Raw genomic sequence first — 12,668 nt, 5'->3', positions numbered from 1 at the left:
CGCCAAGGTAGCTTAGAGGCGAAGCGGTGGACTGCAGATCCATTACACGGGAGTTCAAATCTCTCCCTTGGCTTTAAATCATTTAAAAGGTCATTCAATAAGACCTAATTCGTTAGGGGTCATAGTGTAACCTGGCTATCATCTGGGACTCCAGTTGTCTTTGATGAAACGCGCGCTCTGACGTTAGGTATGACCAATCGGATGATGATCGATTGGAGTACTGAGACAAGAGAAATCCTAGGATCTGGGTTCAAATCCCGGTGACCCCATTAACTTTTTTTTTATAAATATAATCTTTTAAATCTACTTTCAGGATAGGTGGAACTTTTGCCGAAAATCAACGATATCATTGTAATTGAGGGACGGGGATATGATTCAAATGTCTATGTATTTGAAGATGTAATCGTAGACACTGGAACCGGTCAAAACATGGACTACATTTTAAAATCCATCAAAGAAGCAGGATGCAGCGTTGGTGATCTGTCTCTAATTGTAAACACCCACCACCACTACGATCATGTGGGAGGCAACCGTTACCTGGATCTGGATGTGGCCATGCATGCCAATGATGCCCAGGCACTGGAAGAAGGGGATGAAGATGCCCTACTGGCCACCATGTTTGGAACAACCATGGATAAAATGGAAGTAACCCGTAAACTAAGTGAAGGGGATAAAATACACAACTTTGAAGTGTTACTCACCCCGGGCCATACTTCTGGCAGCATATGTCTGTATGATGGGGAAACCCTCCTCTCTGGTGACACAGTCTTCGCAGGGGGCGGTTTCGGACGGGTGGATCTAGGTGGAGATATGGGTGAAATGAGGAAATCCCTGGAAAGACTGGATAAACTGGATGTAAAGTACCTCCTACCAGGTCATGGTCCTGCAGTGGAAGATGGCTCCCAGCATATAAAAATGGCCTGTGAGATATCAACCGGGTTTTATTAAGGGCTATAGCGTATTAGATGAATTTTTTGAATAATTAGGATTTTTTTTGAATAAATTTTGGGGACATCCGGAGTTCAATTTGATTTAAAAAAAATAGTTGGTTCAGTTTTAGTTGTAGAATTCACCTTTAGGATTAGAAATCCAAGTCTGTTTCCATTTTTATTTGTTATATTCACTATTTTTAATGTACCAGAACTGATAATTCACTGGCACCATAATGGGTTCCCACAAAATCAGTGTAGGTCACATTCCAAAGAGAACCTGTTTTGGTGGCATTTATTGCGGTATGGGGTGAAGTCCACCGGAACTTCTCCACTTCCGGGAGGGTGTTAGCATATTTAATAGCCCCCTGACCAGATTCATAGCTCCCGTTTAGAATGGTGAGGTTATTAACTTCTCTTAAATTGGATGAAACCTTATTCAGGGTGTTGTAGGTGAATACCCGGTACTTTCCCCCACCATCACTTTCAACCAGGGTCCAGGTGAACATATCCTGGGTGGGATAGGCATTTATCTGAGTGTAACCATCACTGAGAGTCTGACTCTCGAGAGCGCCCATCTTTTCATAGGCACGGATTCCACCAAAGGAGATTAACAATATCAGGAAACCAGTCAGGGCTATTTTTTTGTATTTCGGGTCTAAACGAAGATATAGGATGATCAGGACGCCCAGGGCCGCGATAGTGGTTACAGGGTCGGTATAATAATATATGTTGGCAGTGAAGCGGGTCAGGGAAAAGGGGTAGAGTAAAGGTATGCCTCCAGTGGTTAGAAAGTCCAGGAAAAGATGGGTTAACACTCCGAAGTATGCTAATAATACACTCTTCCAACTGAATTCCACCTGCACATCCTTTTTTATAATGTAGTTAATAATGCCATATACACCGGGCCTGGATATTATGAAGATAAACATGATGGCAGTTACCAGTCCAAAGATGAAACTGTGGGTTATTCCCCTATGGGTGAATATGAAGAGTTCTGGGAAAAGAAATCCGATTGCAAATAAAAGGAAGTCAAAATCAATGGATATCCCTCCGAAACCCCCTGCCAGCCGGTCTTTAATGGTTAAATCTTTAAGGTTTAGCAGGGTTAAAATGGCAAAGGGTACAATGAAGTGGGTGAAGAGATCCATAATAATACTGCTCTTAATTTTTTCCAATTAGAAGACGCTGATAGCCCTCTATTAATTATCCCTTAAAAACGTCCCATAATCCTTTTAGAAGTACCAGTGCAGGTATGATTTCAATCCGACCGATCCACATGTTGAATATCATGAAGATCTGTGGAACATCAGGCATATTTGCAGAAACGATTCCCATGGAAAGCCCCACATTTCCCTGGGCTGATGCTACTTCAAATAATGAATCAATAGCGCCGAAACCATAACTCACCATCACCAACCAGCTAATGAAGATGAAAATGAGATATATGAAGGTGTAACTTCCGGCTTCTCTGATCTCCACATCATCTACAGGTTTACCACTTATTTTACGGGGAATAATCGAACCCTGGGGTGACAGTATCCTCTTGATCTCCCAGTAAAAACCTTTGATCAGGGTTACCACCCTAATAAGTTTTACAGCACCGGTGGTGGAACCAGCAGACATACCAATGATCATGGCTCCCAAGATAACTACTTTGGCATAGTCTGGCCAGTTAATCATGGCACTCACTGGTTGGATGTTGGATCCGGTACAACTTAGGGCAGATATGACGAAAAAAGCAGAATCAATGGAAGTGAATTCAGCATTAACCACTAGGAGGATATAAAATACGCTTAATATTATTATCATAGCTTGGAACTGTATATCATGAAAAACATCAATAACCCTCCCTTTCAGAGCCTTGTAATGAACCAGGAAACTGGTACCGCCAATGATCATCAGTATCATGGTGATAATGTAAATGGCAGTGCTTCCGTAGGCTCCAATGTTATCATTTTTAATGGACATCCCACCGGTGGAAAGGTTGGTAAAGGTATTGTTAATAGCATCAAAAAGGGGCATCCCTGCCAGTACATATAGAATTATTCCAATAATTGTGTATAAAAGGTATATCCACCATATGGTCTTTACCGTACTGGTTATGCTGGGTTTTATCTTTTCTTCTCGTGCTTCAGATTTATATAAACGGGCTGCTGCAGTTCCGGGTCTTATTAAAATCCCGATTACCACAATAACCACTCCCAATCCCCCTACCCACTGTTCAAGACTCCTTAAAAATAGAACAGATTTGGGCAGTATTTCCACATCAGCGTAGATACTCAGACCACTACCACTCCAGGCAGACATACTCTCAAAATAAGCATTTAAAAAGTCTATATTAGTGGAATACATTAAACAGAAACTCCCAATAAGGGCCGCCCATAGCCAGGCTACTGAAGCGATTATCATTCCGTGTTTAAGTTTCAGCCGGTTATAATCCGCAGGCAACCTTCTTAAGATGGATCCCAATCCTATTGAAAAAAGTCCGAAAGCCAGTGAACCAATAAATGGTTCATCGAAAATCAGTGCAATTATTATGGGTATAAGTATCACTGCACCAATACCCTGCATTATTATACCTAAAGGGTTAGCAATTAAGATTAGATCCTTTTTCCCCAGATAGTTTCTCATATAATCACAAGATGGTCAATCTAATATATAAATCTCACTAAGGACAGATTAACAAGTAAATTGTCTTCAAACAGGTTTTAAATTTTAAAAAAATATTCGTAGAGGTTTTGATTAATTAAGGGGGTTTTTGACTTAATTAAAAAAATCATTTATCCTTGAAGGTTGAAATTATAGCATTTAAATATTAGTATATAAACTAAAGGGAGAATGATTGACTTAAATACAAAATCTTAGACTATTTAGGATAAATTAAGGTTATAGGTCAATCATTCTCTATCTTTATTATTTTGTTTATTTTTTGTCTTTTTCTTTAAATTCCAACTCCGATCCCATGAAATCTTTAATATCCCTGATACTGTTAAGTAACTGGGCTGGGAATACGATGGTGGAATTCTGTTCAGCAGCGATGTTACTCAGAACTTGCATGATACGGAGCTGTAGTGCCACGGGATGGTCACTGATGATGTCTGCAGCTTCTCCCAGTTTACCAGCAGCCAGGTATTCACCTTCGGCAGATATGATTTTGGCTCTTTTTTCTCTCTCAGCTTCTGCCTGGAGTGCAATTGCCCTTTGCATGCTGTCTGGCAATTTAATATCTTTGATCTCCACGTTGGTAACCTTAATACCCCATGGTTCACTGTGCCCATCTATGATTTCCTGGATCTTCTGGTTGATCTTTGGTGTTTCCGAGAGCACCTCATCCAGGGTAAACTGTCCCACCACACTACGGACAGTGGTCTGTGATATCTGGTTAACTGCACGGTTGTAATTTTCAATTTCAACCACTGCCTTGTAAGCATCTATCACCTTGAAATAAGCTACTGCTGCCACATCAATGGATACATTGTCCTGAGTGATGATCTTCTGGGAAGGGATGGGCATGGTAACAATCCGCAGGGATGGTTTCACCATCCTATCCACCAGGGGAATTATAAGACGAAGTCCTGGTTGTCTAACTCCAATAACCTTCCCTACTCTAAAAACAACCCCTCTTTCATACTGGTTCACTATTCTAATGGAAAGACCCAGTATAATCAATATCACTATGCCGATTATGATCATAGTAATTAAATCCATTTTTTAACCTCCCATTATATGTGGATTACAAAATCATTCCTTTATAAATAATATGTCAAACTGCCTAATAAAATCATTTGAATAGATTTTAGGATTAATAACATATTAGGCCTCCATTAATCATGGGTGATGTAAATTTAATAGTAATATTCGATAAAATTTATTTAATGACGTATAATTCAAAATAAATGGGAATAAGTAAGAATAATGTGGAAGTACGTGTGATTATTGGTTATCCTCAGTCAGTGAATGGTTAGTAAATCAAGTTTAATATTTATTTTAAAATTAGCAATTCTATTCTTAAATAATGAATATCAAGATAATATCAACTAAAATAGTTTTAAATAGTTTATTTTCTTTTATTTTCTATTTTTACACTCTATAGAAAGTTATATATATTTTAATAACATATTAATTACTGTAATTTTGATGCACTGGTTTTGTATTATTCTATAATTTTTGGGGATGAATAAAAATGATAGGTATAATGTCTGACAGCCACGACCATATGGGTGGAATCCGGGCTGCAGTGAAAGTATTTAACCAGGAAAAGGTTGAACTAGTGGTGCATGCAGGGGATCTCATATCACCATTCACCGCTGGAGCATTTGATAAACTCCATGCACCATTAGAAGCAATTTTTGGAAATAATGATGGTGAAAGACGTGGTTTAATGGCTGCTTACGCAGAACTATGTCCACTGGAAGATTTCAAGGAACTGGAGGTTGATGGGAGGAAAATTGCCCTAATTCACGGGACAACCGAAGCACTGGTAGATGCCCTCCGGGAAAGTGGTAAATACGACCTGGTTATAAGGGGCCACACCCACCGGATGGAAGTAACTGAAGGGTCGACAATGGTTGTCAATCCTGGTGAAACCTGCGGATATTTGTCTGGTGAGAAGACAGTGGTCCTCTTGGACACCCAGGACCTCAGCTGGGAGAAAGTTCAACTCTGATTTGTTTTACCTGGAAAATGTTCCAATAGTTATTTTAAGTGGATGGTGGAGATTCAATTGAGCCATTAAAAAAATAAACCTAATGATGTATTAATAACAGTCAAATCAATATTATTCCAAGTAAAGTTTTTGACTTAAGGGAGTGCTGATGTTTGATTTTAAGAATTAAGGATATCTGGTGGAGATATGAAGTATAAAACCCTCCTTCTTATGACTGCCGGGGTGGGAGTTCTGGCGGTGATGGTTCTCATAATTGGTCCCGAGAAGATCGAAGGCGCCATTAAACAGTCCAACCCCTGGTATCTGGCATTGGCGGTTATTATTCAACTAATAATATATGGTTTATGGACTGAAAGATGGGCAATTACCACTAATTCAGTGGGAATATCCATCAGCCGCCGACACCTGCTCCCCATGCTCCTGGTGGGTCTGGCCATCAACAACATCACTCCCAGTGGAAGGGGGGGAGGAGAACCAGTAAGGGCATATATACTGGGTAAATATTCAAATTCCCCCACCGAAACAGCCTTCGCCACCGTAATCGCAGATAGGGGTTTGGATACGTTCCCATTCATAGCCTTAGCGGTAATAACTATAATTACTGCAATCTTGTACATTAAACTACCCTCATGGATGGTTATAACTCTCATTGTCTGTCTTGCAGTGTTAATAATCCTTTTTGCACTGGCTCTTTACATGTGCATAAACCGTGAATTTGGGGATAGAACTGTAAAATGGGTTTTAAAACTTGTGAATAGAATTTCAAATAAATTCCACGATAAAATTAGAGAGAGAGCCATCAATGCAGTTGTAGGATTTCAGGATAGTATGAGGGTCATGATTAACGACCGTAAAGTTCTTTTATACGGTATTCCCCTTTCCTTTATAATATGGTTCTTGGAAATCCTGAGAGTTTACGTGGTGTTCCTTGCCCTGAACGTTAACGCTCCTCTGGAGATCATCGCTGCTGTCTTTGTAATATCAACCCTTATTGGGATGATACCCCTGCTACCGGGAGGATTAGGGGCAGTGGATGGAATGATGATACTTCTCTATTCTTATGCAGGAATACCTGCCTCAGTCAGTGCAGCGGCCACCATTGTAGAAAGATTGATCTCCTTCTGGATGACCTCTATTATAGGAGTGGCAGTGATGCCCTACTTCGGGGTCGATGCGGTGGAAAAACTATCTAAAAAATCATAGCATATCCAGCTAAGTTATGGTAAACCAATGGAATACACGGTTTATTTTAGCGCTCATATCCCCATATTAGTGCAAAGGTTTATGTGAGGTTAGTGCCATATTATAATGTATGAAATCCGAAAATTTAGTTCCAAAATTGTTTGTTCCAGATGAAGAAAAGGCCATGGATTTTTTACGACATGTGAGGTGGTCTAGTGGAGTTTATTGTCCGGTGTGCAAATCTTTTGAAGTTTATAATCGGGGTGTTCAGGGTAAATCACGGCGCTATTCTTGCAATAGTTGTGGATTGAATTTTAGTGACCTTACTGGAACGGTATTTGCCAATAAAAAGCTTCCTGTGGGTGAGATATTTTATATCATTATGAATTTGGATAAAAAAAGTGTTCAAAGGCTTTCAGATGAGTTAGGTCATAAGTGGGATAGTGTTTATCGTGTAGCGCATGAATTTAGAGAAAGTTTGATGGATAAATCCACGGATCCTGTTTTGAAGGGTGATGTGGAAATAGATGAGATGTATCAATCTGCAGGTGAAAAGGGTTTAAAAAAACTATCCAAGGACTAGAGGACTTAAATTAAGGGGAAGGGGAACTTGGAAAAAAGATAAACCGCCAATTATTACTGTAGTGGAAAGAGGAACGCGAAATACAATATTAATGGTAGAAAAGAATCTTTCTAAGGATTTAATTCGGGAAAAAATAGATAAGCATTGTAATGAACCTATAAGGTTATTTACTGATGATTATACTATATACTTTGGTTTAGAAGGCCATTCAAAGGTTAAAGAACATCACATAATCAAACATTCAGAAAAAGAATATGCTGATGGTGAAAATCACGTTAATAATTGTGAAAACAGACATTCGCTCTTAAGGCAATATTTAAGAATATTTAGAGGGGTTTCAAAGAAAAAACTGAATACTTATGTTAAATTCTTCCAATTTACTTTCAATAAAGGGGTAAATTGGTTTGGAAATGCAATCCAATTAATATTAAATAATTGCACTAATACCGGGAGATGAGCGATTTTAGAATAACATTTCATTTTTTATTGCCAGTGCTTTAATTCTTTTATTAATCTTTAAATTCTTCATATAGCCTTTATTCTCCTAGGAACAAATGGAAAAATATATAAAACCTCTAGCACTAGATCAAGTCGGTGATTATCATGGAAATAAACGGAGTGGAAATACAAGATACTTTTGCAGAAGCATTCGGTATACAGGTATCCCGACTGCTGGTAACCGCAGCAACCAAAAAACTGGCAAAGATCGCAGCTACTGAAGCCACTGGATACGGAACATCAGTCATTGGCTGCCCAGCTGAGGCAGGAATCGACTGTTACGTCCCACCGCAAGAAACCCCGGATGGCCGGCCTGGTTACATCATAATGATCTGTAACATGGACAAGAAGAAACTGGACCACGAATTACTGGAACGAGTGGGAATGTGTATATTAACTGCAGCCACCACCGCAGTCTTCGATGCCATGAAAAACCCAGATGAAAAAATGACCACCGGTAAGAAACTCAAATTCTACGGAGACGGTTACGAGAAAATGATTGAAATCGATGGAAGAACTATACACTCCATCCCCCTCATGGCCGGAGACTTCCTGGTGGAAGAAGAACTAGGTGTAAGATCAGGTGTAGCTGGAGGAAACCTATTCATAATGGCCGATACACCTGCATCAGGATTACTGGCTGCTGAAGCAGTGGTAAATGCCATAGAATCAGTACCAGGAACCATAACACCCTTCCCTGGTGGAATAGTAGCTTCTGGTTCCAAAGTAGGTTCCAACAAGTACAAATTCCTGGGTGCATCCACCAACGAAAAAATGTGCGTAACCCTCAAGGACGATGTTGAAGGATGCCAGATCCCAACTAACGTAGACGGAGTTTACGAAATCGTTATTGACGGTGTGGATGAAGACGCAGTAAAAGCCGCCATGAAAGCAGGTATAGAAGCAGCAGTAAAGGTCCCTGGTGTCTTAAAAATGAGTGCCGGAAACTTCGGTGGAAACCTGGGCGCCTACAAGTTAAACCTGCACGACCTGTTTTAATTAAAATATAAGGGAAATATATTTTTCTCTTTTTCTTATTTTTTGTATCATCTTTTTTCCAATTGATTAAATACATTAATGGATGGAATGATGAATTCTTTAAAAAATCGTATTTTATTATTCTACACAGAAACCAGTGGGCTCTGCACTTTCTACAATGGCCCATATCTCTTTTTCAGGTAAGTCAACTCCTAAAAGTTGTCCTGATTCATCTAAAGCCTTGATTATCTTTTTAATGGTCTCCACATCCCCTGCAGAGACAGTATGAGAGTGGATGTTTCGGGATATCTGTGATAGTGTATCCAGGGATCTCTTGGCATCTGGTTTTTTATATTCCGCTTCGCATCTAGTAAGATCATCGTAGTTTTTAAGGTAAAGTTTCCGGGTTACAACCTGCTCCAGACCAGGGAGATAATGTTTGGAGTCCAGTATCCGCCCACCATTACCAATAATAATATTTTTATCATCAATTAAACCTGGTTCATGGCGCAGTAACACTTCACCGACCCTACCGTATTCTTTAATCTTTAGGGAAATCTCTTCCTGACGGAGATTGACCCCCAGTAGGAATCTTTTATTTTTAAGTTCTTTCTCCACCTGGGCCAGACTCCTGGTGTCAGGGCCAGTTATTCGATGTGAATGTATACCTCCACCTGATAGGGTGTAAAGCCTTTCCAAGGCTTCCATTCTAGCGGAGTCCTCTTCCAGTTTTTTCAAAAATCTCCCCATCTCATTTATCTCTTTCAATTGGATGTTTCTCTTTAAGGGTTCTTGGAATCCAGGGAGATAGTATTCAATGTCCTCTAGGACGCACCCGTGTTTTAATATGATTTCTGCTTCATCCTGAATATCCCTTACATCATGAATTTCAGTGATCCTGATCTCCGGTTTGATAACCACTTCCACCAGACGACCGTATTTCCGGGCAACTTCCTTGATCTCCTCTTCACTAAGATCAATACCCAGGAGAAATCCTTCTTTTTTTAGTTCATCAGCTACTTTTTTCAGGGTTTCCTTATCTGGTCCTGAAATCCAGTGGGAATGAATACCACTCACTGATTCATAGATCCGTTCCAGTGATTTTTTACGCTGGGGATCTTTATCCAGACTATCTAAAAACCGGTCCAACTGGTCGATTTCTGTAATTCCAATTTTCCTGGCCAGAGGTTCTTTGAATTCAGGCAGGTGATACTCTATATTTTCCAGGGCACAACCGTGTTTGAGGATTATTTCTGATTCCTTGCGAATATCTCCCACTTCATGCATCTCGGTGATCTTCATGATGGTGGGCTGAATAGCTGCAAAATAAATATCCTCAGCACCACTGCTTTCAGGGGATATGACCTGATTAGCTCCTGAACGGTATAATCTCTTTATATTAACCTTTTTACTGGCCCTGGTAACAATCCAAATATCAGGATGTATCTCCCGTGCAGTGAGGGTGATGAAAAGGTTATCCACATCATCACCAGTGGTGATTATAACCCCTCTGGCTTTATCTATCCCTGCATCCATCATCACACTTTCATCAGTGGCATCGCCAGGTATGGCCAGGATATTCTTGTCATCCCAGAGTTCTTTCTCCACAATAGCTGGGTCTTTCTCCACAATGATAACTTTGTAATTCCTTTTTAAAAGTTCATTATGAACTGCACTCCCTACTCTTCCATAGCCGCAAAGTACGAAATGGTTCTTGGCGGCTTTTATCATTCTCCTATGCCTTGCTCCAGAGGTTATATCTTCTACAGTCATGGAAACCACCATAATTATCAAAGTGAATGCATAAGCAATTAAACTGGCCCCTCCCAGGACCAAGGTGACCACGAAAAATTTTTGTAATGGACTTTGGGGGCTTATATCTCCATAACCCACAGTGGCCGTGGTAATGATCGTGAAATAAACTGCATTTATAATATCAAGGTGCATGATCAGTAATGATCCAATTATGCCATAGGTTAACAATCCTACTACAGCGATTATTGGATACTTAATCACCGAAAATGGAATTGAAGGAACAATAGGCGTTGAAGTGTTAGGGACCTGCAAATCATCACCAGGGGGCAACTTAATTTTATAACAAATAAAATAATTTCAATTTTTCAATCTTTCTAACATTAGGCATGGTTAAATATCATCTTTCTTATAATTATAAGTAGTGATATCATGACTCCCAAGGATATGATGGTTGCAGATGCCAATGCAGATGCTATGGGCATTCCAAGAACTTCTCTAATGGAAAACGCTGGAAGATGCCTGTCCAATGGACTAACAAAATACAAAGAGCCCTGTAAAGTGGCTATTTATGCTGGTAACGGTGGAAATGGTGGTGATGGATTCGTAGCTGCCCGATATCTAATTAACCGTGGTTTTGAAGTTGAAGTGTTTCTTTTATCCGACCCGGCACTTATAAAATCCAGGGAAGCCAGTTTAAACTGGAAAGTTCTCCAGTCCATGAACCAGGGTACTAGTCCACTCAAACTGGAACTGGTGAGGGATTCATCAGAACTGCACCCCACCGATGCGGAGGTGGTGGTGGATGCACTTCTAGGAACCGGGGTAAAGGGAAAACTCCGAGAACCAGTCTCAACTGCAGTGGATATCATCAACCAGTCCGAAGGGTTTAAAGTAGCAGTGGATGTGCCCACTGGTGTTGACCCTGCATCAGGAATGGTTACTGATAAAGCGGTTCAGGCTGATGTTACCATAACCTTCCACAAGGTTAAAGTGGGATTGAACATTGCCAGTGTGGAGTACGTGGGTAATATTGAGGTGGGTGACATTGGAATACCTGCTGAAGCAGAGTTATTCACTGGTCCAGGAGACCTTTTGCGCATCAAAAAGAGGGATGATGAATCCCATAAAGGTCAAAATGGTAAGGTTCTGGTAATTGGTGGGAGTAAAGAGTATTCTGGTGCTCCGGCACTGGCCGCACTTGCATCTCTGGCTGCTGGTGCAGATATAGTGGTGGTGGCCTGTCCACGGGAATTATCACCGGTAATTAGATCCTATTCTCCGGATATTATTGTGCATAGTTTATCCAATGATTTTCTTAACCCTAAAGACACTGATGAACTGGTTGAACTTTCAGAAAAATTTGATGCGGTGGTTATAGGGTGTGGGATAGGTCGGGAAAGTGAAACTGCACTGGCAGTTAATGACTTGGTGGTGGAAATTGAAAACCCAATGGTGATAGATGCCGATGCCCTTAAACTGGTGGGTCCTGGTGTTTTGCCACGCAGAGTTCATGAAACGGTGATAACACCCCATGCTGGGGAGTTCAGGGAATTTTCAGGTATAGGGGCTCCACTGGATATGCATGATAAGATTCATGTGGTTAAAGAGGTTTCCAGGGAATCTGAAACCACGGTGGTTTTAAAGGGAGCAGTAGATATCGTAGCTCGCAATGACCGACTCAAGTTAAACCGCACTGGAAATCCCGGAATGACTGTTGGGGGGACTGGGGATTGTCTGGCGGGGTTAACCGGAGCATTACTTGCCCAGGGGCATGATGGTTTCGAAGCAGCCTTTTTAGGAGCTTATATTAATGGTCTGGCCGGAGATATTGCAGCAAAAAAATATGGTTATAATTTCAAGGCCACGGATATTCTAGATTTTATTCCACGTGCATTCTATTAAATAATTCTCTTTTTTGCAGTGGGGTCTTAATTCTTTAGCAGTTTTTAATCCATTATTTTTTTCATGATAAAAATAAAATGAGATGAAAAAATGGAAACAATTAGGGATTAATTTTATTCATAGTAATGATTCAGACCTATATTTGGATTCTTCAGTGTATTTTGATATTGAT

The 12,668-nt window shown here is 40.3% G+C and carries 10 protein-coding genes, 2 tRNA genes and 1 pseudogene; 9 read left to right on the top strand and 4 right to left on the bottom strand.

Going from position 1 to position 12,668, the window contains the following annotated elements:
• Nucleotide 1 precedes the first annotated feature (1 nt).
• From BK009_RS08410 to BK009_RS08405, 3 genes are all read left to right on the top strand, one after another.
• Nucleotides 2-73: transfer RNA gene (locus BK009_RS08410), tRNA-Cys, on the top strand.
• 42 nt (nucleotides 74-115) lie between these two features.
• Nucleotides 116-269: transfer RNA gene (locus BK009_RS12415), tRNA-Trp, on the top strand.
• Nucleotides 270-327: 58 nt separating this feature from the next.
• A complete protein-coding gene (locus BK009_RS08405; RefSeq protein ID WP_100905448.1) occupies nucleotides 328-948 on the top strand; it encodes an MBL fold metallo-hydrolase in 621 nt (206 codons plus the stop codon).
• 181 nt (nucleotides 949-1,129) lie between these two features.
• Here the strand turns inward: BK009_RS08405 and BK009_RS08400 are convergent, their stop codons facing one another.
• The 3 genes from BK009_RS08400 to BK009_RS08390 form a co-directional block, all read right to left on the bottom strand.
• On the bottom strand, nucleotides 1,130-2,080 hold the full coding sequence (locus BK009_RS08400) for a metal-dependent hydrolase (protein WP_100906706.1): 951 nt from the start codon (nucleotides 2,078-2,080) through the stop codon (nucleotides 1,130-1,132).
• 55 nt (nucleotides 2,081-2,135) lie between these two features.
• Nucleotides 2,136-3,563 (bottom strand): TrkH family potassium uptake protein, encoded by a 1,428-nt coding sequence (locus BK009_RS08395; RefSeq protein WP_100905449.1) that lies wholly within the window; start codon nucleotides 3,561-3,563, stop codon nucleotides 2,136-2,138.
• Nucleotides 3,564-3,854: 291 nt separating this feature from the next.
• Complete coding sequence (locus BK009_RS08390) at nucleotides 3,855-4,640, bottom strand: slipin family protein (RefSeq protein WP_100907103.1); 786 nt, start codon at nucleotides 4,638-4,640, stop codon at nucleotides 3,855-3,857.
• Between the two features lie 475 nt (nucleotides 4,641-5,115).
• Here BK009_RS08390 and BK009_RS08385 point away from each other — a divergent pair, with 475 nt between their 5' ends.
• From BK009_RS08385 to fhcD, 5 genes and pseudogenes are all read left to right on the top strand, one after another.
• Nucleotides 5,116-5,598, top strand: a complete 483-nt coding sequence (locus BK009_RS08385; RefSeq protein WP_100909367.1) for a metallophosphoesterase — start codon at nucleotides 5,116-5,118, stop codon at nucleotides 5,596-5,598.
• Between the two features lie 186 nt (nucleotides 5,599-5,784).
• Nucleotides 5,785-6,801, top strand: coding sequence for a UPF0104 family protein (locus tag BK009_RS08380; RefSeq protein WP_100907101.1), 1,017 nt, complete (start codon nucleotides 5,785-5,787; stop codon nucleotides 6,799-6,801).
• 109 nt (nucleotides 6,802-6,910) lie between these two features.
• On the top strand, nucleotides 6,911-7,363 hold the full coding sequence (locus BK009_RS08375; protein WP_100907644.1) for a transposase: 453 nt from the start codon (nucleotides 6,911-6,913) through the stop codon (nucleotides 7,361-7,363).
• Nucleotides 7,364-7,385: 22 nt separating this feature from the next.
• Nucleotides 7,386-7,820: pseudogene (locus BK009_RS08370) on the top strand (IS1595 family transposase); the annotation flags it as partial.
• Nucleotides 7,821-7,966: 146 nt separating this feature from the next.
• A complete protein-coding gene (gene fhcD / locus BK009_RS08365; RefSeq protein WP_100909366.1) occupies nucleotides 7,967-8,860 on the top strand; it encodes a formylmethanofuran--tetrahydromethanopterin N-formyltransferase in 894 nt (297 codons plus the stop codon).
• A gap of 117 nt (nucleotides 8,861-8,977) precedes the next feature.
• Here fhcD and BK009_RS08360 read toward each other — a convergent pair whose 3' ends face one another.
• Entirely contained in the window at nucleotides 8,978-10,906 is a 1,929-nt protein-coding gene (locus BK009_RS08360; protein WP_100909365.1) for a 3H domain-containing protein, read from the bottom strand.
• Nucleotides 10,907-11,023: 117 nt separating this feature from the next.
• On the opposite strand from BK009_RS08360, the gene BK009_RS08355 reads away from it, so the two are divergent.
• Nucleotides 11,024-12,496 carry an NAD(P)H-hydrate dehydratase gene (locus BK009_RS08355; RefSeq protein ID WP_100907099.1) on the top strand — a complete coding sequence of 491 codons (1,473 nt, stop codon included), beginning with the start codon at nucleotides 11,024-11,026 and terminating at the stop codon, nucleotides 12,494-12,496.
• Nucleotides 12,497-12,668 lie beyond the last annotated feature (172 nt).

Source organism: Methanobacterium subterraneum, from assembly GCF_002813695.1.
GTDB lineage: Archaea > Methanobacteriota > Methanobacteria > Methanobacteriales > Methanobacteriaceae > Methanobacterium > Methanobacterium subterraneum.
Note: the sequence above shows the minus strand (reverse complement) of the source record. Positions and strands in the feature narration are given on the sequence as shown.